A 24,903-nucleotide genomic window follows, 5' to 3' on the forward strand; every position below is an offset into this window, starting at 1 on the left:
GAATTATTGAGCTTCGCTTCGTAGTCCAACTCGAATTTGCATCAAAGTAATGCCCTCAATCCAATTCACAATTCATAATTATTTTTTCAGTAGTCCATTTAAAAACAGATTTGTCTGTATTTCTGTGTATTCGTCTAATGTATATTTGTTTTGAATTGCCCAACGCCGGAATGTCCACATATGCGCTTGGACAAGAATGTTATGAGCTGATTGATAAATTTCTTGATCGGTTAATTCAAGATGCCCTTTTGTTACACATTCTTGAATGACTTCTTGGATCAGTTCTGTCATCTCGAACTCTTTTTGCAAAACATAACGTAACGCTTCTTTTGGAAGCGACTTTGACTCCTGATACATAACGAGAACTTCATCTTGTAGGTCATCAATCACTCTGAATAAAGCGGCAATTGCATACCTTAAACTGTCAATTCCCTCTACATCTTGTTTGAGACGCTTTTTTAAATTTTCACTAACTTGATCATAGATCGAGTCACAAACAAGATAGAGGATGTCTTCCTTTGAACCAATATACTCATAGAGAGTCCCAATACTAAATCCTGACTCTTTGGCAATCTCCCTTGTTGTCGTGCGATGAAAACCCTTTTGAATAAAAAGAGTTACCGCAGCCTTAATCATCTGTTCACGACGCTTTTTAATTAATAGCTGATCCTTAACCATCGATGGCACTTTCTTTTTCAAGGACGATTACACTCCCCCAACTGCTTAATTGTGAATTAAAAATTATGAATTATGAATTGCTGAGGGCAGTTCCTCGAAGCTCTACCCTCAACATAATTGATAATTCACAATTCATAATTCACTAGTCTGCCAATAACATTTTTGAAATTACAAGTCTTTGAATTTCGTTTGTTCCTTCGTAGATTTGCGTAATTTTCGCGTCACGCATGTAGCGTTCTACTGGGTACTCTTTTGTATATCCGTAACCTCCAAATACTTGGACCGCTTCAATTGCAACATCCATCGCTGTATCTCCAGCAAATAATTTTGACATCGCTGACTCTAATCCGTACGATAAACCTTCACTCTCACGCCATGCAGCTTGGTAGGTTAATAGTCTTGAAGCCTCAATTTTTGTTGCCATATCGGCAATCTTAAACGCAAGTCCTTGTTGAGCTGAAATCGGCTTGCCAAATTGCTTTCTTTCTTTTGCATAATCGACCGCTGCGTCAAGAGCACCTTGAGCAATTCCTACTGCTTGAGCGGCAATTCCGTTACGACCACCATCAAGTGTCATCATTGCAATTTTAAAGCCTTCTCCTTCTTTTCCAAGAAGATTTTCTGTTGGTATGCGGCAGTCTTCAAAAATAATTTCTAATGTTGGCGATGAACGAATTCCTAATTTCTTTTCTTTTTTACCAAATGAAAAGCCCGGAGTTCCTTTTTCAACGATAAAGGCACTAACACCTTTGTGCTTTAACTCTGGTTGTGTTACGGCAAAGACAATATAAATCTCCGCTTCTCCACCGTTTGTAATAAAAATCTTTGATCCATTAATGACGTACTCGTCGCCTTCTAATTTAGCTGTCGTTTTCATTGAAGAAACGTCAGAACCAGCACCTGGCTCTGTTAAGCCATAAGCACCCATTTTTTTACCTTCAGCCATCGGGCGTAAAAACTTTTGTTTTTGCTCTTCGGTACCAAATTTATATACCGGCCAACCTGCTAAGGAGGTATGAGCAGATAAGGTTACACCTGTTGACGCACATACACGGGATAACTCTTCAACAGCAATCGCATAAGACAGGTAGTCTGCACCAATTCCACCATACTCTTCTGGCCACGGAATTCCTGTTAGTCCTAGTTCACCCATCATGTCAAAAATACCGCGATCGAAACGCTCTTCTTCATCACGTTCCGCTGCAGTTGGGGCAACTTCGTTTTTTGCAAAGTCGCGTACCATTTTTCGAATCATTTCTTGTTCTTCAGTTAATAAAAAGTTCATTGTATTTCCCCCTAATTAATCTCTTAAAAGATGTTTGCTAATTACAATTCTTTGTATCTCACTAGTACCTTCGTAAATCTCACAAATTTTTGCATCTCGGAAGAACCGCTCCACTGGATATTCTTTTGTATAGCCATACCCACCGAATACTTGAACGGCTTCAGTTGCGACCTTCATCGCTGCACTTGAAGCAAATAATTTTGCCATCGAAGCTTCTTTCCCACAAGGAAGTCCTTGTTGTCTAAGTGCTGCCGCACGATAAACTAGTAATCTTGAAGCCTCTACTTTTGTCGCCATATCGGCTAATTTAAATGCGAGGCCTTGTTGTGCTGCGATTGGTTTGCCAAATTGCTTTCTTTCCTTTGCGTAACCGAGTGCACTTTCGACTGCAGCCTCTGCAATCCCTAACGCCTGAGCTGCGATCCCGATTCGACCGACGTCTAAGTTAGCCATTAATATTTTGAAGCCTTCTCCTTCTTCACCTAGAAGGTTTTCTACAGGAACTTTGCAATCCTCAAAGATCACTTCACACGTATTCGATCCGTGTAACCCCATCTTCTTCTCTTTTTTCCCGACTGAAAAACCTGGAGTGCCTTTCTCAACAATAAATGTTGAAATACCTTTTACACCTGCACTAGGATCTGTTTTCGCTGAAACAATGTACGTATCAGCTGCTCCAGCATTGGTAATAAAAATCTTCGAACCATTTAGAATGTAGTGATCACCATTTTTTACAGCCGTAGTACGGATACTTGCTGCATCACTACCTGCACCTGGCTCAGTAATGGCGAATGCCCCTAAATATTCACCAGATGCTAGCTTCGGTACATACTTTTGCTTTTGCTGCTCTGTACCAAAGTAGAGAATCGGATTTGTTCCGACAGATGTATGAACTGATAAAATGACTCCGACAGTTGCACTCACCTTTGATAGCTCATTAATGGCAATAATGTACGACGTGAAGTCCATACCAGATCCGCCATACTCTTCTGAAATTGGAATGCCTAGTAAACCAAGTTCACCCATTTGTTTAATAATTTCTGTTGGGAAAAGATCTGTTTCTTCCATTTCCTCTATCTTTGGAGCGATTTGCTCTTGAGCAAAGTCCCTCACCATTTTCCGCATCATCTCTTGTTCTTCTGTAAAACGAAGCTCCATGTTGACAACCCCTTCAAACCTAATTGTGAATTATGAATTGTGAATTGTGAATTCGCTGAAGTACTGCTTTGTAGCAGTTTCTATCTCAGCCGACACCTTCACCTTAATTATATTGATAAAATCCTCTGCCTGATTTTTTGCCGAGCCAGCCAGCTTTTACATATTTTCTAAGCAATGGGCATGGACGATATTTGTCATCTCCAAAACCTTCGTGTAATGTTTCCATGATATAAAGACAAGTATCTAAGCCGATAAAGTCAGCTAGTGTTAGTGGACCCATTGGGTGATTCATCCCTAATTTCATTACTTCATCAACAGCCTCTGGAGTTGCAACACCTTCGTAAACTGTGTAGATCGCTTCATTGATCATTGGCATCAAGATACGATTTGCAACGAAACCGGGAAAGTCATTCACTTCAACAGGAGTTTTATTTAACTTATGAGACATACTTTCGATAGCTTCATAGACTTCATCGGATGTTGCTAGGCCGCGAATGACCTCAATCAATTTCATAACTGGAACTGGATTCATAAAATGCATGCCGATTACTTTTTCTGGACGTTTCGTCACAGCTGCAATCTCTGTTATTGGAAGTGAAGATGTATTTGTGGCTAAGATGGCATGAGATGGCGTTATCTCGTCTAGTTGCGCGAAGATCTTTGATTTAATTTCCATGTTTTCAACCGCTGCTTCAATGACTAAGTCAACGTCAGCTGCGTCTTCAAGTTGCACAGAGGCTATGATGCGGTTAAGAACTGAGTCACGTTCTGCTTCAGTTAATCTCCCTTTTTCCACTTGGCGATTTAAGTTTTTGTTAATGTTGCCTAAGCCGCGATCAACGAACTCATCTTTGATGTCATTAAGAAGAACTTCATATCCAGCTTGCGCACATACTTGAGCAATCCCTGAGCCCATCTGCCCGGCGCCAATGACCATTACTTTTTTGATTTCCATGTTCTATTCCCCCAATTCTGGTTTTGTATCTTATTCGAGAGGTATTTGGAGCAAGACCATTGAGAGATCGAGCTCCGTTGGTACCTGGGTTTTACAGTTTGTTTAGTTCCGGGCTGTGATCAGCCTTATTAATGACTGTTTTTTACAATTACTTACAGTTCCGTCGCCGATTCACCCTCAACCGACCACGCTTTTTACAGTTACTTACAGTTCCGTCGTCGATTCACCCTCAACCGACCACGCTTTTTACAGTTACTTACAGTTCCGTCGTCGATTCACCCTCAACCGACCACGCTTTTTACAGTTACTTACAGTTCCGTCGCCGATTCACCCTCAACCGACCACGCTTTTTACAGTTACTTACAGATCCGTCGTCGATTCACCCTCAACCGACCACGCTTTTTACAGTTACTTACAGTTCCGTCGTCGATTCACCCTCAACCGACCACGCTTTTTACAGTTACTTACAGATCCGTCGCCGATTCACCCTCAACCGACCACGCTTTTTACAGTTACTTACAAATCCGTCCTCGATCCCGCAACAACCGAGCAAGATTTTTAGAATTACATACACACAGTGAACGTTTCAGCAAGACCAAAACAACTTACTGCACCTACACTTCTATCATCACCGCATCGCCCTGGCCGCCGCCGCTACAAATAGCTGCAATGCCAATACCGCCGCCGCGGCGCTTTAACTCATAGGCTAATGTAAGAACAATTCTCGCGCCACTTGCACCAATTGGGTGTCCTAGGGCAACCGCGCCCCCGTTAACATTGACTTTTTCAGGGTCTAACCCAGCTATTTGCTCACTTGCTAGTGCTACAGCGGCAAATGCTTCATTAACTTCAAACAAATCTATTTCATCAACAGTCTTACCTGTCTTTTCTAAGAGTTTATTAATTACCAAGCCTGGTGTTTTTGGAAAATTCTCTGGTTCGATCGAAATGGTTGTATGACCAATAATCGTTGCCAGCACTTCTTTACCTTCTTTAGCTGCTTTCTCCTCGGACATCAACACAACCGCACAGGCACCATCATTTACGCCAGGGGCATTTCCTGCTGTAATTGTGCCAGTCGAGTCAAACACCGGCGCTAACTTTGCTAACCGCTCTAGTGAAGTATCTCCTCTTGGAGACTCGTCTTGAGAAACGACAATTGGGTCACCTTTTCTTACCGGTACAGATACAGGTACGATTTCTTCCGCTAAGCGCCCTGCTTCAATAGCTGCAACGGCTTTCTGATGACTGCGCAGTGCCCACTCATCTTGCTTTTCTCTAGGAATTTCTAATTGCGAAGCAACACCGTTTCCATATGAGCCCATGTGAACTCCCTTAAAGGAACAAGTCAGACCATCGTGAACCATTAAGTCATGCACTTTGCCATCGCCCATGCGAAACCCGGAACGAGCTTTTGTCATAAAGTAAGGAGCATTGCTCATAGACTCCATTCCACCAGCCACAATCACTTCTGCATCTTTTGCGCGGATGAGTTGGTCAGCAAGAGTGATACTTCTCATTCCTGAAGCACAAACTTTGTTAATGGTTTCTGTTGGAACACTCCATGGTAACCCGCCTAAGCTTGCAGCTTGGCGAGATGGAATTTGACCTTGGCCACCTTGGAGGACCACCCCTAGGATACACTCGTCAACTTCTAAAGCGTTTACATTTCCACGTACTAAGGCTTCTTTAATGGCAACTCCACCGAGTTCTACAGCCTTTAAACCACTTAAGCTACCTCCAAATTTACCAAAAGGTGTTCTTGCACCACTTACAATAACCGTTCTTGTCATTTCAACTTCTCCCTTCATAATTGAGATCTTCGAATGAACGCTCGCTCGGACAATTTGTAATAAGTGGTGTGCCCCTTAAGGCACACCATTTCATTCCTTTATTTAACATATTACAATATTACTAATTTTCTTTCTATTGTTTTCTATGAAACTAGCTCTTTTTTTATTAAAGATTTCTCTAGGATCTCAACAACGTCTAATGTTTGAACTTTTTCATCTACTTCTTTGGCTTTTGTTCCATCACTTAACATTGTTAAACAGTATGGACAACCACTACCGATCACGGTTGGGCTAACTTCTAGAGCTTGCTCGGTTCTAGCTACGTTCACTCTTGTACCAACATGCTCCTCCATCCACATTAAGCCTCCACCAGCTCCGCAACACATGCCGTTTTCACGGTTACGTTCCATTTCCACAAGCGTAACTCCAGGTATTGCTCGTAAAACATTACGCGGTGCTTCGTAAACTTCGTTGTAACGACCTAAGTAACAAGAGTCGTGGAAAGTGATTGTTTCGTTGACTTCATACTTTGGTTTGATCTTGCCTTCTTCGATCCATTTTGCTAAAAGTTCTGTGTGGTGATAAACTTCTGCTTCTAAACCGAATTCAGGGTATTCATTTTTAAATGAATTATAAGCATGTGGGTCGATTGTAACAATCTTTTTGACACCGTGCTTTTGGAATAACTCAATATTTGAGTTTACTAGTTCTTGGAATAAAAACTCGTTACCAATGCGACGCGGTGTATCTCCAGAGTTTTTCTCTTTGTTTCCAAGGATTGCAAACTTAATTCCAGCTTCATTCATGACTCTGACAAATGACTGAGCAACCTTTTGGCTACGGTTGTCGTAAGAGCCCATTGAACCTACAAAGAATAAATACTCATATTCTTCTCCGGCTTTTTCCATGTCTTTTACTGTTGGAACGACAATATCCTCACGTAGGTCTTTCCAGTTTTCGCGTTCTTTACGGTTAATGCCCCAAGGGTTTCCTTGACGCTCGATGTTTGTGATGGCACGCTGTGCATCGGCATCCAGCTTTCCTTCTGTTAAAACTAAGTAACGACGTAAGTCAATAATTTTATCGACATGCTCATTGGCAACTGGACATTGATCTTCACAGTTACGGCACGTTGTACAGGCCCAAATTTCTTCTTCCGTAATAACATCACCAATTAATGAAACGTCGTAACCAGCTGCAGCTTCAACACCACCAGCACCTTGCATCGCTAATTGGTTTGCTTTTGTATTATTGAATGCGTAAGCAGGTAACCATGGTTTACGAGATGTAACGACTGCACCTTTTTCCGTTAGATGGTCACGCAACTTTACGATTAAGTCCATTGGAGAAAGTAATTTTCCTGTTCCTGCTGCCGGACACATACTCGTACAGCGTCCACACTCTACACAGGCATAGAGGTCTAATAATTGTTTTTGATTAAAATCTTCAATTTTGTTTACACCGAAAACCTCTTGATCTTCGTCTTCGAAATTGATCGAAGCTAATTGGCCAACCTTATGTGTTCTCCCCAAGTAAACGTTTGCAGGACCAGCGATTAAGTGAGCATGTTTTGATTGAGGGATATACACTAAGAATGTCAGTAAGAATAATAAGTGAGCCCACCAGAATACAAAGAATAAAACTCCAGCAACTGTTGACCCTAAGCCTCCACCTATTGTAGCAATAGTAGCTGCAACTGGTTCTGCCCATGAAATTGTTTTATCAAGCCAGATGATTTCCATTCCTTTTGCAATAAGCTTTGAAATCATTAATCCACCGATAAAAATAAGGACAAGCCCAGATTTAAAATTGCGTTTTAAACGAACTAACTTTTCAACATAGCGGCGGTGGAACGCCCAAACTACAGCAACAATAATCATTAGGACAACGATTTCTTGGAAAAATGTAAAAAATGGATAAATTGGACCTAGCGGTAAATGTGATCCTGTTGCTAGCCCTTTCCAAATTAAATCAATGGCACCAAGCTGAACGAGTAGAAACCCATAGAAGAACATAATGTGGATGATCCCACTCTTCTTATCCTTCATTAATTTCTTTTGTCCAAACACGTTAACTAATACTTCGTTGAGACGTTCTTTCGCTGTGTGATTCCACTCAGCTTTTTTACCAAGTTTGATAAATTCAATACGAGTTCGAACTAATGTGGCAAACAGATATAATGCATAACCTGTTACGATTAAAAATAATGCCCAGTTTACATACACAAATGCATCCATTTCATTGACTCCCTTCAGATTCTCGAGTTTAAATTCTGAAAATACTAAATTTAATTTATATTATAACACATAAATTTAATTTGTGAATGAGCATTCAGTCAATTGTTTTCTAAATATTTTTTTATCAACAATAAATACAACTTTCTACATTACTTGGGCAAACTAACCTATATAGCTTTTTAGGGGGGCTTATAATGGTACTTATGATGATCGTTGCGATAATATTACTACTTGTCATTTGGATGACGGTAGATTTTCGTTTAGGTATGAAGAAACAACAAAGAGAAGCGAGACGTTACGTACAAGAAATTCGCAAAGGACAATGTGAAATTTTAACGACTGGACATGATCTATTTAAAAAGATGATTGACGATATTCATAATGCGGAAAAACATGTTCACATGCTTTTCTATATTTTTCGAGAGGATCATATTGGCAATCAGGTTCTAAAAGCACTCAAGGAAAAGGCAAAAGAAGGGGTAGAGGTTCGTCTTCTTCTCGACCGCGTTGGCTGTGACCTTAGCAAAAAGAAGCGTCAAGAGTTAAAAAAGGCAGGAGTTAAGTTCGCTCATTCTCATCCCCCGAAGTTTCCCTACCTATTTTTCACCTTAAACCGGCGAAATCACCGTAAAATTACTGTGATAGATGGTCACCTTGGTTATATTGGTGGCTACAATGTTGGTGATGAGTATTTAGGGAGAAAGCCTAAGTTCGGTGATTGGCGCGATATTCACCTACGTATACAAGGTGATGGATGTCAAGATTTGCAAGAACAATTTCTCGAGGATTGGGTTGTTGCCACAAGAGAGAAGTTGAATACGGATTTCTATTACCCAGTTTTACAACAAGGGGATCATGAGCTAAAGATCATTCCTTCTGACGGTGCATTTCTTGAAGAGTCGTTTATTGATTTTATTAAAAAAGCTGAGGATTCTATTTATATTGGTACGCCTTACTTTATTCCAGGGAAAGAAATAAAAACTGCGTTAATCGAAGCTGCAAAACGTGGGGTCGATGTAAAGGTAATTGTTCCAAAGCAAGGAGACCATCCCTTAGTGAAGGAAGCTGCCTTTCCATACTTTCAACCACTCCTTGAGGCCGGCTGTGAAGTTTACCGATATTACCGCGGCTTTTACCATGCGAAAACCATTGTCATTGATAAAAAAGTCTGTGACATCGGTACAGCCAATATAGATAATCGTAGCTTTCATATTAACCATGAGATTAACTGCTTAATTTTTGATCGGGAATTTATTAAAGATGTGATTGCCGTAATGGATCATGACATATCAATCTCGGAGCGCTTAACGGTGGAACAGTTGAAAAATCGCTCATTTTTTCATAAAAGCAAGGAAAAAATCGCCTCTGCTTTGTCACCACTTCTTTAGTAATTGTCTCCTTTTTATGGTAAGATGAATATAATAAAATATAGTATTGTTGCTGTCACCCTAGTTGGGTGGCAGCATTCGTCATTTTAGGGGTAATGAATTTGATTGTATTTCTCAATTAGGTGTAGAGGAGGAAGAAATGATGGGAGATAATTTGGAGTTAACGAAAGAGCGATCGAAGCTTTCAGAACACCAAGAATTAATTTTTGCAGGGTTCGGTGGCCTATTTTTACTTCTTGGTATCGTTCTTCAAAACATGGAAATGCAGCAGTTGGCAATTGCCTCCTTTTTGGCTTCTTACCTAATTGGAGGGTATTTTAAAGCGAAGGAAGGGTTCACAGATTTAGTTGTTGAGCGTTCGTTAAATGTGGAACTACTAATGATTTTAGCTGCTATAGGGGCAGCAATTATTGGCTATTGGGTTGAAGGTGCAATTCTCATTTTCATATTTTCATTGAGTGGTGCTCTTGAAACCTATACGTTAAACAAAAGTCACCGTGAGATCTCGGCATTAATGGAGTTACAGCCTGAAGAAGCAACAGTTTTGAGAGATGGAAATGAAAAAGTTATCGCTGTGACAGCTCTACAAATTGGTGATCAAGTATTAGTAAAGCCTGGGGAACGTGTGCCAACGGATGGAACGATTTTTAAAGGTCAAACAACGATTGATGAGGCCGCTATCACCGGTGAGTCTATCCCGGTTCACAAAAAGTTAGATGATCAAGTGTTTGCTGGCACTGTTAATCTAAACGGAGCCATTACAGTGAAGGTAACAAAAACAAATGATGAAACCCTTTTTCAAAAGATTATTGAGTTAGTTCAAACAGCCAAAGATGAAAAGTCACCTTCTCAATTGTTTATTGAGAAATTTGAAGGAACCTATGTAAAAGGAGTATTGATTGTAGTTGCCTTGATGATGTTTGCTCCCCACTATTTGCTAGGCTGGAGTTGGACTGAAACATTTTATCGAGCTATGGTTATGCTTGTTGTTGCCTCTCCTTGTGCTCTTGTGGCTTCAATTATGCCAGCAACATTATCCGCCATTTCAAATGGTGCAAGAAACGGAATTTTATTTAAGGGCGGCGTTCATCTAGAAGCATTGAGCTCAATAAAAGCAATCGCTTTAGATAAAACAGGTACATTAACAAAAGGAAAGCCTGAGGTAACTGACATCCTTGTCAAAGATGGTGTTCAAAAACAAGACTTTCTATATACTGTTGCTACTATTGAAAGTCATTCCACACATCCGCTAGCCGAGTCTATCGTTGCGTATGCTCGGAAAGAAGAGATTATATTACAAGCCCAACCTGAAAATGTAGAAGATGTCACTGGCTGGGGTTTAACAGCTACGTTAGACGGTAAACAGTATAAAATAGGCAAACGCAGCTTTATCGGTGACGAGGCAGCTGACCAATTTTACAAGCAAGAAGCTGAAGATTTAACTGCAGCAGGAAAGACATTGGTTTATGTAGCCGATGAAGATGGTATTTACGGTATAATAGCTTTGCAGGACACTGTTCGAGATGTCGCAATTGAGGCGATACGCCAGTTCCATGAAGCTGGAATTTATTCAATTATGATTACTGGCGATCATGAGAAAACAGCTCAGGCAATCGCCAAAGAGACCAATATCGATGAGTATATTGCCAACTGTTTACCTGAAACAAAGGTTGAAAAGGTAAGTGGTTTGAAGCAAAAATACGGGTCAGTTGCGATGGTTGGTGACGGTATTAATGATGCTCCAGCCCTAGCAACAGCCAATGTCGGGATTGCCATGGGTACCGGGACTGACGTAGCGATTGAAACTGCCGATATTGTTCTTGTAAAAAATGATCTCTCGAAGATTGCCAAAGCTATCAATCTATCAAAGCGCATGAATAAGATCATTAAACAAAACATTCTGTTCTCAATCTCAGTGATCGTGTTGCTTATCATCGGGAACTTCTTTCAACAAGTGTCACTTCCGTTAGGAGTAATAGGTCATGAAGGTAGTACTATCTTGGTCATCCTAAACGGCCTAAGGCTTTTAAGAGGGTAAGAAAAAGCTTCGTAGCTTGTGCTACGAAGCTTTTTCTACTTTTCTTTTCACAAAGTTATAAATAATTCTGTTCAGCTCCATACTTTTTTTCGTTGGAACCTGATGTTTAACTCCGGATATGTAGACGATATCAACGTCGGTTTTTACCTTATCTAAGAAAATATCTTGATAATGGTGAACGTAATGGTCTTTTTCTCCATAGACGAGGAGGAGTGGTACAGTTAATTGATCAAGGCGATCCGTTGAAACATAATGCAGTCCTTCATTGTACATATTTCGAAGTACTTTTGGATCTGTTTTCTTCACATAGTCCTCTAACTCCATTTGAAAAAGCTTGGATCTTGTATGAGCCGTTGCTAGCGCAAACGACATTAAGCGCATCAGCTTAAACTGAGCAGCATAAATTCCAAGACGAAACTCATTTCTGAGCAAAAAGCTAGTTACCTCTGAAAAACCACCACATAAGATGACTCCCAAAGCTCGTTCGGGATATGTTAAAGCAAATTCTTGGGCAATTGACCCACCGTTGGAATAGCCGCAAAGAACAACTTTTTCAACACCAACTGCATCAACAACTGCCTTTAAATCTTCCACAATCAGCTTCATCGTAATTTTTTCTGCTTGATTGTCACTTCGACCATTCCCACGTAAGTCGACCGTAATCATTTGAAAATGTTGCGCTAAAGGACGTTGCTCTTTAAACGTAACGTGACCCATGGCAGGCGGATGGACAAATAAAATTGGCGTTCCTTCACCATAGGTTTCATAATAAATGTTTGTTGTATCCGGATGATTTGCAAAAGGCATCTATCTTACACCACCAAAATATAGTTTTCCTATATGGTAGTGTCTGCCAAACTTCTAGTTTTATACTATTTTGTTATCAGAGGTATCAAAAGTTGAAATGCTTTATAGCCTAGAAATATTCCAATGATACCCATAATTTCTGATAGAACAGGCGGTGCCGGGATTGGCAATCGAAGAAACGTAAATATGAAGCCAACGATCAAACCTGCTACTAATGCGATAAAAATTTCATTCAGAAATAATGTAGTTGATAAAATTGGTTTTAACACGTCAGATATCAGACGACTATAGAAAAAATTTTAAGCTGCGAGAAATTTCTCACAGCTTAAAAGATTACATTCTTTCAGGAGCTTGTACACCGATTAACGCTAATGCATTTTGAATTGTTTGTTGTACAGCTTTCATTAACGCTAAACGTGCCATGCTTCTGTCCATATCTTCTGCATCTAATACTTTTTCAGCATTGTAGAACGAGTGGAGTGTTGCAGCAAGCTCGTAGACATAATTCGTAATACGATGTGGTGACTGCTTTTGAGCGGCATCAGAAACGGCTTCAGGGAACTCTCCTAATTTTTTCAGTAAATCAAACTCTTTTTCCGATTCAATTAAAGCGAAATTTGCATCTGTTTTAATTGGTACTTGCATTTGTTCACCTTGTCTTAAAATGCTGCATACGCGAGCGTGAGCATATTGGACATAGAAAACTGGATTTTCGTTCGATTTTGAAACAGCCAAGTCCATGTCAAAATCTAATTGAGTGTCGGCACTACGCATTGCAAAGAAATAACGAGTCGCGTCAATTCCTACTTCCTCCATTAATTCGCGTAATGTAACGGCATTACCAGTACGCTTGCTCATTTTCACTTTTTCACCATTTTGGAACAGTGAAACCATCTGAATGATTTCAACATCTAATTGGTCCTTGTTATAGCCTAGGGCTTGAATGGCTGCTTTCATTCTTGGAATATAGCCGTGATGGTCAGCACCCCAAATATTGATTAGCTTTTCAAATCCACGCTCAAGCTTGTTGCGATGATAGGCAATATCAGGTGTTAAGTACGTATAAGAACCGTCATTTTTCACAAGTACGCGGTCTTTATCATCACCATAAACCGTTGACTGGAACCAAGTAGCTCCATCTTTCTCGTACGTTTCACCTTTTTCTTTTAAAAGGTCAAGCGTTTCAATCACTTTTCCATTCTCATATAAAGAGGTTTCAGAGAACCAGTGATCGAATTCAACACGATATTCTTTTAAATCATGCTTAAGTTTTTCAAGTTCTTTCTTTAGTCCGTACTCGCGGAAAAATGCGAGTCTATCTTCCACTGACTCATTGACAAAACGATCACCAAATTCGTCGGCTAGTTGTTTCCCGAACTCAATGATATCTTCACCATGATAGCCACCCTCAGGCATGTCAGCTACTAATCCTAATGCTTGGAAGTAACGAGCTTCTAGTGATAGCGCAAGGTTGTTAATTTGGTTTCCGGCATCGTTAATATAGAATTCTCTCGCAACGTCAAAGCCCGCTTTTGCTAGGATATTACATAACGAATCTCCTACTGCCGCACCACGAGCATGACCAAGGTGCAAGCTACCTGTTGGATTAGCAGATACAAACTCAACTTGAACCTTTTTGCCATTACCAAAGTTTGTTTCACCGTATTTTTCTCCAGCATTAAGGATCGCAGGAATTAAGTCTGTTAGATAGCTATTGTCCATGTAAAAATTGATAAATCCAGGTCCAGCGATTTCTATTTTTGAAATTGAAGCTCTTCCTTTATCAAAATGATTTACTAGCTCCTCGGCAATTTGACGTGGTGGCTTTTGCGCAAGTTTCGTCAGTTGCATCGCTGCATTTGTCGCATAGTCACCATGTGCTTTGTCTTTTGGAAGTTGTAAAACGATCTCAGGAATTTGCTCTTTCGTCGCTAATCCTGCTCTTTCAATTGAAGCAATAATCTCTTGCTTCAAATTTTCTTTTACTTGTTCAACAGTATTCATTAGTCGTTCCTCCTAAATTGAATTGTTATATCATAATTGCCCGCAAACTCATCTTGCATATGTAATTGGTAAGAAATTCGAATTGTACCTTCTACCTTTTGCTCATCAATGTTGATATTTATGTATTTCGTTTCTGTATTCATCAGCATAATCCCAAATGGGCTACGATAAACGCCCTCTGACTTTATCCCTTGCTGAAAGAGCTGCTTCATTGAGACAGCACCTTGGCGAATGATTGTAATTGTTTGATTGTCATCTAATTTTACAACTTGGTTCACCGAGCCTACTTCTTCTGTTTCTTCTTTAAACTGTAGATAAAGACCCACATCTTTTTTAAATATCCGCCCATCTGCAGACAGTGTTATCACTTGTTCTTCTTCTCCACCGGTAATCTGAGTTTTCATGTTAACAGAAACGGCGATACCATCCTTCGTTATCACTATATCAATCCTTAATTTTTCGTCTTATGTACCATGCTATTATAACGAATGTAATTGCTCCCATTCAAGGACTTGTCCTTTAGGGAAGTAAATTTTCTTGGATTTTTATGTACTTATTCTCTTTTTAGGAGGTTTTGGGCACCAACAAAAGGCTTGATTATGGAATTTTCTAGGAGAATATAGTTTACCAGCACGGTCTTGCTTACGTTATTTTACAGTTCCTAGGAGAATTGTGTAATCGGCAACCGTCTTACTTACGTTTTTTTGCAGTTTTTAGGAGAATCGTGTAACCGGCAACGGTCTTGCTTACGTTATTTTACAGTTCCTAGGAGAATTGTGTAACCGGCAACCGTCTCGCTTACATTATTTTACAGTTGCTAGGAGAATCCGGTAACCGGCAACCGTCTCGCTTACGTTATTTTACAGTTACTAGGAGAATCTGGTAACCGGCAACCGTCTCGCTTACGTTATTTTACAGTTACTAGGAGAATCTGGTAACCGGCAACCGTCTCGCTTACGTTATTTTACAGTTACTAGGAGAATCATGTAATCGGCAACCGTCTCGCTTACGTTATTTTACAGTTACTAGGAGAATCCTGTGACCGGCAACCGTCTTACTTACGTTATTTTACAGTTGCTAGGAGAATCCTGTAACCGGCAACAGTCTTACTTACGATTTGTTACAGTTATTAGGAGAATCCTGTAACCGGCAACGGTCTTGCTTACTTTATTTTACAGTTCCTAGGAGAATCATGTAACCAGCAACAGTCTTACTTACGTTATTTTACAGTTCCTAGGAGAATCGTGTAACCAGCAACGGTCTCGCTTACGTTATTTTACAGTTCCTAGGAGAATCGTGTAACCGGCAACGGTCTTGCTTACGCTTTTTAGCAGTTACTAGGAGAATCATGTAAACTGCCAACGAGCTTACTTCGCCAACAATCCCAGCACTAACAAAAAAGAGCTTAAAGCGAGAGTAGGCTACGAAGCATTGCCTTCATAACTCTGCACTCTCCACTTTAAACTCAATAGTCCTACTTCACCCAACCTAGTAAGATTTCCCTTACAAACTTACTTGCGACAATTTGGGTTTGTTCTGAATGATCATAGGCAGGTGCAACTTCAACGATGTCTCCACCAACGATATTCATGTTTGTATCAGCAATTAAATGAATCGCATGAAGAAGCTCTTTAGATGTAATTCCACCGGCTTCTGCCGTTCCTGTTCCTGGTGCTGCCGAAGGGTCTAATACATCAATATCAATCGTGACATAGACATTTTTACCGACAAGCTGTGGCAAGACTAACTTCAACGGTTCAGCCACCTTAAACTTGGCCATATACATGCCAGAATCTCGAGCATATTGAAATTCTTCTCGCATACCAGATCGGATACCGAACGAATAAACATTTTCGGGGCCTAGAAGTTCACATGCTTTTCGAATTGGTGTGGAATGGCTCAGTGGCTCTCCTTCATAATGCTCGCGTAAATCAGCATGAGCATCAATGTGGATCACAACTAAATCATCGTACTTCTTCTTCAATGCTTTAAAAATAGGCCATGAAACTAAATGTTCACCACCAAGCCCTAGCGGGAACTTTCCATCTGCTAAAAGCTTGTCTACAAACTCTTCAATCATATCAATGCTTCGTTGTGCATTTCCAAATGGTAGTGGAATGTCGCCAGCATCAAAAAAACGAACTTCTTCCAAATGTCGATCTAAATATGGGCTATATTCTTCTAATCCTAAAGAAACTTCACGAATTCTTGCTGGACCGAAACGAGAACCTGGTCTGAAACTAACTGTAAAATCCATCGGCATTCCATATATAACTGCCTGACTTTCTTCATACGTACTGTTCATTCCAATAAACACATTTCCTGAATATGCTTCATCAAATCGCATTAGTACAGCTCCCTACTTGATTAAGTCTTGAACGAACTTCGGTAAGGCAAATGCTGCTTTATGAAGTTCTTTTGTGTAGTATTTCGTTTCAATCTCATGGAAACGCTCTTCTTCAACTTCAAGTGGATCATACTTTTTCGAACCAATTGTAAACGTCCAAAGACCGCTTGGGTACGTTGGAATGTTTGCTGTATATAATCTTGTAATTGGGAAAACTTCTTTTACATCTTTTTGAACATTCGTGATTAATTGACTATGGAACCAAGGATTGTCCGTTTGCGCAACGAAAACACCATCTTCTTTAAGAGCTTTCGAAATCCCTTCATAGAACCCTTTTGTAAATAAGTTTACTGCTGGTCCAACTGGCTCAGTTGAGTCAACCATGATAACATCGTAAACTGCTTCACTTTTTGCAATATGCATAAAGCCGTCATCAACTTGCACATCCACGCGCGGATCTTCTAGCTTACCTGCAATTTCAGGTAAGTATTTTTTCGAGTACTCGATTACTTTTCCATCGATTTCAACTAATGTTGCTTTTTCAACTGATGGATGTTTTAACACTTCACGAATAACGCCGCCGTCACCACCACCAACTACAAGAACATGTTTTGGGTTAGGATGAGTAAATAAAGGTACATGAGCTACCATTTCATGATAAACAAACTCATCTTTTTGCGTTGTCATGACCATTCCGTCTAAAATAAGCATATTTCCAAACTCAGCAGTCTCAACCATATCTAACTTTTGAAATTCTGTTTGCTCTGTATGTAATGTTTGCTTAATTTCTGCTGTAATTCCAAAATGCTCCGTTTGCTTTTCTGTAAACCAAATTCCCATTTCATTCACCTCTAATTATTTTTCTTTCAGTATCTTTCCCTAAATAAGGAGTCTTAAAGCTTTTAAATATAAAAAAACTCGGGATTTAGCACCGAGTTCCTTTGTGTACTAGAAAAAAGTATATATGACTTTTGGTAAAAATCAAGGAAAAATTTCCTTAGGTTAGCTAATCCTCTTTTACAAGTATAAAAAAGGAAATTAGATCCAACAATGGATGTAGAAGAATTATCAATTATGAATTGTGAATTTGGGTTTGTCTTGCTTCGAAAGTTAACAGAAGGACTTCTTTAATTCAAAAATCACAATTAAGCAGTGGGGTGGATACGATGGAAGTCATCACTAGAAAACAATACCGGAGAAAAGTCGGTCTAATTAGAAAACTTATCAGGTTAACATTAGTACTAGGAATTTTACTAATGGGTAGCGTCGTAGGTTTATTAACATACGCAAAGATGCAGGGTCCACCACCTTTACAGGTACAGCAAACGACCGTTTTTTATGGCAGTGACGACTCAGTCATTGGCCAGCGGATTGTTGGGCAAAACCGGCATTGGATACCTTTAGACGAGATTAACCCAGCAATCATTGAAGCTACGATTGCGATTGAAGATCGTAAATTCTATCGCCATTACGGTTTTGATTTTATTAGAATTGGCTCTGCTGTTCTTAAAAATATTCAGCAAGGGACAAAGGCTCAAGGTGCAAGTACAATTACGCAACAATACGCGCGAAATCTATTTTTAAGCCATGCAAAAACCTGGCAAAGAAAGTGGAATGAAGCAATTTACGCCTTACGTCTTGAAATGAACTATTCAAAAGATGAAATATTAGAAGGGTATTTAAACACTATCTATTATGGCCACGGTGCTTATGGGATTGAGGCTGCTGCAAATTATTATTTTCAAAAAAGTGCTAGTGAGCTAGACATTGCAGAAGCATCTATGCTTGTTGGAATCCCAAAAGGTCCTTTATATTATTCACCTATACGAAATTATGACCGAGCAAAAAGTCGTCAATCTCAGGTACTTAACGCGATGGCTACTGAAGGTTATATTACCGCACAAGAAGCCGATGACTTTTACCGAGCACCACTAGATCTAGATCATGATACGTCCCTCAGTTCATTGGTTACTGGGCCTTATTTTCAGGATGTTGTCTATCAAATTTTAACAGATGAATACGGACTAGATCCGCAAATTATTGAGGCTGGTGGTCTTCAAGTGTATACAACCTTGGATCCAGACCTACAGGAAAAGGCGGAGAAGTGGGTAGAAGATGAACTGAAAGCAACAGAGTTACAAACGGCCCTTGTTGCGATTGATCCTCGTAATGGCGATGTCAAAGCAATGGTGGGCGGTAGAAATTACTTAGAAAGTCAATTTAACCGAGCAACACAAGCAAGAAGAGCACCGGGTTCAGCGATGAAACCATTTTTATATTACGCAGCGTTGGAGCACGGCTTTACACCTGCAACGCCATTGACAAGTGAAGAAACAACTTTTGTCTATGATGATGGTAGAGAAACCTATGCGCCAAGTAATTTTAATAACCAATATGCTAATGATTTTATGACCTTAGCTAAGGCAATCGCCTTATCTGATAATATTTATGCAATGAAAACTCACTTTTTCCTTGGGTTTGATCAATTGACGACTACGGCAAAAAGGCTTGGCATTGAGAGTACATTAACCGAGATACCTTCGTTAGCACTTGGCACTAAACGTGTTGGGGTGTTAGAAATTACAAATAGCTACAGTGCTTTTGCGAACGGTGGTAAAAAGGTAGAACCACGATTTATTACGAAAGTAGTCGATCGGCACGGAAACATCCTGATTGAACAGGAACCAGTCGTTGAGCAAATTCTAGATCCTAATTTAGCTTATGTAATGACCGACCTGATGAAAGGGATGTTTGATTTAAACCTTAGCAGTAGTCACAGTGAGGTTACTGGAAGAAGTATCATCCACCTTGTTAACAGACCTGTCGCAGGAAAAAGTGGAACTACAGCTTCAGATAGCTGGATGATCGGCTATACACCACAGTTACTGACTGGAGTTTGGGTAGGACACGATCAGGGTAATTTACAACGTGGAGAAGGGCAGTATGCAAAACGGATTTGGGCAAAGTTTCTTGAAGATGCCCTAGCTGACAAGTTAAAACTACCGTTCCCGAAACCTGCAAATGTAGTCGCTGCGACAATCAATCCAGATAACGGACGCCTCGCAACCGATGCATGCCCTGTGCAGCACGTCAGTTACTTTGTAGCTGGAACAGAGCCTGTAGAATACTGCCAAGAGCACATCAATACACCTGAAAGTATCTCAAAGGCTAAAGAGGAAATCGCTGAAATTGAAGAGGCAAAAAAAGAAAAGCTATTGGATCGCTTTATCAAGTGGTTTAGCGGGCATTAGGTTGTAGATTGCGGAGTTGATTTGTTCGGACAGGAGAAAATTACTTCACAACGTGGCGAAAATAGATCTTGGTGTCCGCGAAATATTTTCGAGGACAGGGAGTCCCTTATTTCTCGATTTCCAACGCAAAATAGCCAATATTCATAAGATTAACGGAACCAGTGTCCTCTCATTTTCTAAAACGCGATATTTTACTAAAATAACGGATCTGGTGTCCGCGAAATCTCTATAAAATGAAAAAAGGCTAACCTTGAGTAGGGGTTAGCCTTTTTTCTGTCCTAGTATAAAAAGTATTTATACTTATTCTAGTTTACTTTTATCATAAAAAAATTACAAGTTGTTCACATTATGTTCACAAAGTTTTAAACACCAAGATCATCTTTTAACTTTTGATTTGAATTCAAGTACATTTCTTCATTAAACCCTTTTAGAAACTTCCCTAACACTTGCTTTGAGTTTTCATCCATATGGTCAACCATAATATGTCTTTTTAGTGATTTATCCATTTTGTTAACGTGCTCTGGCAAACTTTTGTAGCCACGGCGGATTTCACGATCAACTGTCATTTCACACGCAGTAACACCTGCGAAATAGGCACCTTGAGCATTGTGGTCCACAGTGATCCAAATTAACCAGTAAGGCTTTCCGTTAGGAACCTCTTCTTTATTTGTTAGAAATTTAATTCCTTTTTCTACTTGGCTTCGTGCGTGCATTGCCCCCATATCAACATAGGCTTCACCAGCTTCAACATCAACGATGACAGGAGACATATTGTCTAAGTTTAATGTTCCAGCACCGTATCCTTTATGATCAACCGGATCTTTCCCTAAAATATTGAAGCCACTGCCACCAGCTTTGTTGTTATTATTATTTAAAAGGTCCACAAGCTATCCCGCCTTTAATTATTTTTTTTACAGTATACCAAATTGAAAGTATGCTTTGCACGTTTGGTGCATAAGAGGAATTTTCTAGACTGTGTCGAATGATACTATATATTGTGTGTTATTTTTTTATTTATTAGGCTCTTTTCGTAAACATTGTGCTTTCTACCCTAAAATAATCTGGAAAATACCCAAGATGAAGATATCAGCCAATAAATTATGTAAGAAAAGAGTAATACTTACTAAATCAGTTGTGAATTCTAATTATCTTGTGTAAAAATCCGGCTTTTGGGATTTTTACGAATGCAACAAACCTTTGCGAAAACAGCTATATATTAAAAGGAGAGATTTACAAATATGCCATTCGTAACCGTTAAACTATTAGAAGGTAGATCCGATGAACAGAAGAAAGCGCTAGTTGAAAAAGTCACAGAGGCTGTCAGTGAAACAGCAGCAGCACCAAAAGAAAATATCTATGTTATCATTGAAGAAATTGCAAAAGAACACCTAGGACATGCTGGCATACGTAAAAGTGACCAATAAAAAAAACGGCTTAACCGCCGTTTTTTTTATATTTTAAAAAGGGTTCGAAGCTTTACCTACAGCAAATTAACAATTCATAATTGATAATTGAAATAAGTGAGCTTGTCCCAATTTACTGCGTGATTTGTTTCAATTGATTTATATAAGCAAACGCTTCTGCAATTTCATCTTCAGTGAAATTAAGCTTACCTTTTAACGTATGAACCTTTTCGACCTGCTCTTCGGCTGATAAATCGTCGAAAAAAAGAAGAGTAGAGACGAGCTCCAAAAAGCGGGAGCTCTTGTCATTGATATCTGTAATAAAATCTTGTAATTTTGGCATATTTAAAGAAGATATTGAAAGAAACTTTGTTCCTTCTTCCGAAAGAGTATAACGATATTGATAATAGCCGCCCTTTTTCTCTTTGGTCTCATGAACAAACCCGAGGTTACACATTTCTTCAATACGAAGAGTCAACTCTTCGGAATAAGGCCCGTAAAAATGGAAATTGTATCGTTCTTGAAATGGGAAATTAATTTTTTTGGCGATATAAATGATTTTCTGCAGCTTTTTTCTTCCAATAACTTCTCCAGCTTCTGAAATCAACGCCATAATTTTCGCGTGATCATTTAACAACCTTGTCTCCCCCTATTTATAAAGTATTGCTTTTATTTGTTTCTTGACTTCTCCCTGTACGTTTTCATTATCTAGTACATCAGCCGGGAAATACAATTTGTGATCTGTTCGTTTTTTACCTGAAATAGCTTCAACAACATCCGATTCCCTTGAAAGCTCCCGTAAATCTCCCGCTGGAGTCAACAAAAAGATTGGAATTCGCTCACCTTCTTCACCCGGACGGTAAAAGTCATATGGTAAATCTGATGATGAATCAATCACTAAATAATAGTCTGGATCAATCCCAGCTTGCTTGAATAACTCAATCAGCTTTGGCCAGTCATTCCATTGCTTACTAGGATTAAATTCGACGTACTTAAACAATTTTCTATCATTAAATCTAACACATAAGTCGCTCAGAATTCGATCTTCTTCATCTTGCCAAATTTGGAAATAATACATGATTATCGCCTCATCTAGCCTCAAATAATCCTCCAAACTCAGTTTTTCATTAAATAGCGAATGAAAGTGAATTGGATCCTGTTTAAACTGGTATTTTTGTTGATATAAGTACTTTGCACGGTGCAAAATTTTACTTAAAATAACTTCGGCACTTCGTGTCACTGGATGGAAATAAACCTGCCAGTACATTTGGTAACGGCTCATAATATAATCTTCGACCGCATGCATTCCACTCTGTTTAAACACGGCTTGTTCTTCCGTTGGGCGCATCACGCGTAGAATTCGTTCCATGTCAAAATGTCCGTAACTTACACCTGTATAATAAGCATCACGCTGTAAATAATCCATGCGGTCCGCATCGATCTGACTTGAAATAAGGCTAACAACCAGCTTGTTCGGATAGGTCTTGGCAATTACATTTGAAACTTTCATTGGAAAGTCATTGCCAGCCATCTTAAGGATTTTATTTATTTGGGTATTCCCTAAAATAATGCGGCGCGTCCATTCTTCATGGTCAGTATGAAAAACCTTTTCAAACGAATGGGAAAATGGCCCATGACCAATATCATGAAGTAGAGCAGCAGAAAGACAAACCAAACGTTCACTATCATCCCAATGATCGCGCCCCTCAAAGTTATCAATTATTCGGCGCATAATCTCGTAGACACCCAACGAATGATTAAACCTTGTATGTTCAGCACCATGGAACGTCGTATATGTAGTTCCTAATTGACGAATTCTTCGTAACCGCTGAAATTCTCTCGTTCCAATTAACTCCCAGATAAGCTGATCCCTTACATGAATATATCTGTGAACTGGATCCTTAAAAACCTTTTCTTCCTCAAGCTTTCCTAAAATGTTCGACACACCAACACCCCTTTCAAACCAATCTTCCATTTATCTATATTATAAAATATGAGTAGATAATTATGAATTGTCAATTTTGAATTAAAACCAAAGAACAATGTAGAATGTAGAATGTAGAATGTAAAATGTAGAATGTAGAATGTAAAATGTAGAATGTAAAATGCAAAATGTGAAATTTTATAGGTAGTTCGAAATTCCAAAACCCCACATATGCTTTGGTTTGGTCTTTTCCAATTCATAATTCACAATTCATAATCCATAATTGATTTTCCCTACGTTGAAAAGAAGAAGTCGCCTTCACAAGGAAAGCGACTTGCTTATTTAAGCTTCTTCTCTATTTTTTCAATCAGTTGACTTTCGTCTGGAGCTGCAACTGGACGGTTATTCACGAATGCGAATGACTTTTTTCGACCAGGGCCACAATACGATTGGCAACCAATATGAAGTTCTGCTTTTGGATCAAGTTTGTTAAGCCTTGGAACAAGGGTCTTAACATTTGTTGCCTGACATATATCACAAATCCTAAATTCGTTATTCATTTAAATAACACCCTTCCATTATTCTTATATGAATGGATGATAGTTTAAGAAAAGGGTGACTCCTCTTAGACTACGTACAATACTTAGATTTTTGCCTAAAAAACATTGTACACCTGATAGTGGTTGTTATGCAAATGAAAGATTTGCTATTATAAGAATTGCAGATATGTTGTAAAGATCCATTTGTTAATAGCAGAACTTACAAGGAGTATTATCCCCCATGAGCATTCAAACCATTACGAACTGGCGTTTTATTGATCAAACAACACTTGGGCCACAATTTAGCCCACTTAATTCTTTTGCAATTGATGACACTCTTTGTGCTTCAGTCGGAGAGGGGAGTTCCATTCCTACCATTAGAACTTGGGTTCACCACCAGACGATTGTCTTGGGCATCCAAGATAGCAGGCTTCCTTTTATTAAGGAAGGGATTCAATTTTTACAGAACCATAGTTTTGAACCCATTGTCCGTAATTCAGGTGGACTGGCCGTTGTTCTAGATGAAGGCATACTGAATATCTCACTCATAATGAAAGAGGATAAGCAAATTTCGATTAACAGTGGTTATGATGCGATGTATGAACTGATTCAAAAAATGTTCCAAGATAAAACACAGAACATCGAGGCTCGAGAAATCGTCGGCTCGTATTGTCCAGGTAGCTATGACTTAAGTATAGATGGGAAAAAATTCGCGGGGATTTCACAACGACGCGTACGTAGTGGCGTTGCTGTTCAGATTTATCTTTGTGTAAACGAAAGCGGAAGTGAGCGTGCGGCTTTAATTAAAGACTTCTATGAGGTAGCTGTTCAGAATACCGAAACCAAATTTGTCTACCCAAAAATTGTTCCAAGTACGATGGCCTCACTTAGCGAATTACTTGATCAGCCAATTACTGTTCAAGACGTAATGCTTCGTTTGTTAAAAACGATTACGCATGATCCAACCATTACAATTCAACAAACACAATTATTTGACTCCGAGCTTGATCTTTACCAGACAAACCTCGAGCGGATGCATAAACGAAATGAACTTATATAACAAAGTGTCAGACACAACTAGGTACCGAATACAGAC

General features: G+C 39.4%; 21 protein-coding genes. 5 read left to right on the forward strand and 16 right to left on the reverse strand.

Annotation, left to right across the window (positions count from 1 at the left end; translation table 11 throughout):
* Window positions 1-78: 78 nt before the first annotated feature.
* The 6 genes from DS745_RS05245 to DS745_RS05270 all read right to left on the reverse strand — a co-directional run bounded on the left by DS745_RS05245 (window position 79) and on the right by DS745_RS05270 (window position 8,106).
* Window positions 79-678: a TetR/AcrR family transcriptional regulator gene (locus DS745_RS05245; protein ID WP_129077365.1), complete on the reverse strand. Its 600-nt coding sequence runs from the start codon at window positions 676-678 to the stop codon at window positions 79-81.
* Between the two features lie 142 nt (window positions 679-820).
* Window positions 821-1,963, reverse strand: a complete 1,143-nt coding sequence (locus DS745_RS05250) for an acyl-CoA dehydrogenase (RefSeq protein WP_129077235.1) — start codon at window positions 1,961-1,963, stop codon at window positions 821-823.
* A 15-nt stretch (window positions 1,964-1,978) separates the two neighbouring features.
* Complete coding sequence (locus DS745_RS05255) at window positions 1,979-3,121, reverse strand: acyl-CoA dehydrogenase (protein ID WP_129077236.1); 1,143 nt, start codon at window positions 3,119-3,121, stop codon at window positions 1,979-1,981.
* Window positions 3,122-3,224: 103 nt separating this feature from the next.
* Entirely contained in the window at window positions 3,225-4,076 is an 852-nt protein-coding gene (locus tag DS745_RS05260; RefSeq protein WP_129077237.1) for a 3-hydroxybutyryl-CoA dehydrogenase, read from the reverse strand.
* 614 nt (window positions 4,077-4,690) lie between these two features.
* The gene (locus DS745_RS05265; protein ID WP_129077238.1) at window positions 4,691-5,869 is read right to left on the reverse strand and encodes an acetyl-CoA C-acetyltransferase; all 1,179 of its coding nucleotides are present in this window, start codon (window positions 5,867-5,869) and stop codon (window positions 4,691-4,693) included.
* Window positions 5,870-6,012: 143 nt separating this feature from the next.
* Window positions 6,013-8,106 (reverse strand): (Fe-S)-binding protein, encoded by a 2,094-nt coding sequence (locus tag DS745_RS05270; protein ID WP_129077239.1) that lies wholly within the window; start codon window positions 8,104-8,106, stop codon window positions 6,013-6,015.
* Window positions 8,107-8,300: 194 nt separating this feature from the next.
* On the opposite strand from DS745_RS05270, the gene cls reads away from it, so the two are divergent.
* Complete coding sequence (gene cls, locus DS745_RS05275) at window positions 8,301-9,494, forward strand: cardiolipin synthase (RefSeq protein ID WP_129077240.1); 1,194 nt, start codon at window positions 8,301-8,303, stop codon at window positions 9,492-9,494.
* Window positions 9,495-9,633: 139 nt separating this feature from the next.
* Complete coding sequence (locus tag DS745_RS05280) at window positions 9,634-11,532, forward strand: heavy metal translocating P-type ATPase (protein WP_129077241.1); 1,899 nt, start codon at window positions 9,634-9,636, stop codon at window positions 11,530-11,532.
* A 21-nt stretch (window positions 11,533-11,553) separates the two neighbouring features.
* Here DS745_RS05280 and DS745_RS05285 read toward each other — a convergent pair whose 3' ends face one another.
* From DS745_RS05285 to speE, 6 genes are all read right to left on the reverse strand, one after another.
* Window positions 11,554-12,339 (reverse strand): alpha/beta fold hydrolase, encoded by a 786-nt coding sequence (locus DS745_RS05285; protein ID WP_129077242.1) that lies wholly within the window; start codon window positions 12,337-12,339, stop codon window positions 11,554-11,556.
* A gap of 65 nt (window positions 12,340-12,404) precedes the next feature.
* Entirely contained in the window at window positions 12,405-12,608 is a 204-nt protein-coding gene (locus DS745_RS05290; protein ID WP_338324523.1) for a XapX domain-containing protein, read from the reverse strand.
* Window positions 12,609-12,672: 64 nt separating this feature from the next.
* Entirely contained in the window at window positions 12,673-14,343 is a 1,671-nt protein-coding gene (gene argS / locus DS745_RS05295; protein WP_129077243.1) for an arginine--tRNA ligase, read from the reverse strand.
* Entirely contained in the window at window positions 14,343-14,783 is a 441-nt protein-coding gene (locus DS745_RS05300) for a YwiB family protein (RefSeq protein ID WP_129077244.1), read from the reverse strand. The genes argS and DS745_RS05300 overlap by 1 nt, the downstream gene beginning before the upstream one ends.
* A gap of 1,034 nt (window positions 14,784-15,817) precedes the next feature.
* Window positions 15,818-16,690 (reverse strand): agmatinase, encoded by an 873-nt coding sequence (gene speB, locus DS745_RS05305; protein ID WP_129077245.1) that lies wholly within the window; start codon window positions 16,688-16,690, stop codon window positions 15,818-15,820.
* A 12-nt stretch (window positions 16,691-16,702) separates the two neighbouring features.
* Window positions 16,703-17,530: a spermidine synthase gene (speE, locus tag DS745_RS05310; RefSeq protein WP_129077246.1), complete on the reverse strand. Its 828-nt coding sequence runs from the start codon at window positions 17,528-17,530 to the stop codon at window positions 16,703-16,705.
* 326 nt (window positions 17,531-17,856) lie between these two features.
* On the opposite strand from speE, the gene DS745_RS05315 reads away from it, so the two are divergent.
* Entirely contained in the window at window positions 17,857-19,941 is a 2,085-nt protein-coding gene (locus tag DS745_RS05315) for a transglycosylase domain-containing protein (RefSeq protein WP_129077247.1), read from the forward strand.
* A gap of 362 nt (window positions 19,942-20,303) precedes the next feature.
* Here DS745_RS05315 and DS745_RS05320 read toward each other — a convergent pair whose 3' ends face one another.
* Window positions 20,304-20,825 carry a YwhD family protein gene (locus tag DS745_RS05320; RefSeq protein ID WP_129077248.1) on the reverse strand — a complete coding sequence of 174 codons (522 nt, stop codon included), beginning with the start codon at window positions 20,823-20,825 and terminating at the stop codon, window positions 20,304-20,306.
* 354 nt (window positions 20,826-21,179) lie between these two features.
* Between DS745_RS05320 and DS745_RS05325 the strand changes: the two genes are divergently transcribed.
* Window positions 21,180-21,365, forward strand: coding sequence for a 2-hydroxymuconate tautomerase (locus DS745_RS05325; RefSeq protein ID WP_129077249.1), 186 nt, complete (start codon window positions 21,180-21,182; stop codon window positions 21,363-21,365).
* A gap of 112 nt (window positions 21,366-21,477) precedes the next feature.
* Here DS745_RS05325 and DS745_RS05330 read toward each other — a convergent pair whose 3' ends face one another.
* From DS745_RS05330 to DS745_RS05340, 3 genes are all read right to left on the reverse strand, one after another.
* On the reverse strand, window positions 21,478-21,981 hold the full coding sequence (locus DS745_RS05330) for a YwgA family protein (protein WP_129077250.1): 504 nt from the start codon (window positions 21,979-21,981) through the stop codon (window positions 21,478-21,480).
* 12 nt (window positions 21,982-21,993) lie between these two features.
* Window positions 21,994-23,289 carry an HD domain-containing protein gene (locus DS745_RS05335; RefSeq protein WP_421721802.1) on the reverse strand — a complete coding sequence of 432 codons (1,296 nt, stop codon included), beginning with the start codon at window positions 23,287-23,289 and terminating at the stop codon, window positions 21,994-21,996.
* Window positions 23,290-23,606: 317 nt separating this feature from the next.
* Window positions 23,607-23,828, reverse strand: coding sequence for a YuzB family protein (locus tag DS745_RS05340; RefSeq protein ID WP_129077252.1), 222 nt, complete (start codon window positions 23,826-23,828; stop codon window positions 23,607-23,609).
* 220 nt (window positions 23,829-24,048) lie between these two features.
* Between DS745_RS05340 and lipL the strand changes: the two genes are divergently transcribed.
* Window positions 24,049-24,867: an octanoyl-[GcvH]:protein N-octanoyltransferase gene (lipL, locus tag DS745_RS05345; protein ID WP_129077253.1), complete on the forward strand. Its 819-nt coding sequence runs from the start codon at window positions 24,049-24,051 to the stop codon at window positions 24,865-24,867.
* The last annotated feature ends 36 nt before the right edge of the window (window positions 24,868-24,903 follow it).

It is taken from the genome of Anaerobacillus alkaliphilus, from assembly GCF_004116265.1.
Lineage (GTDB): Bacteria > Bacillota > Bacilli > Bacillales > Anaerobacillaceae > Anaerobacillus > Anaerobacillus alkaliphilus.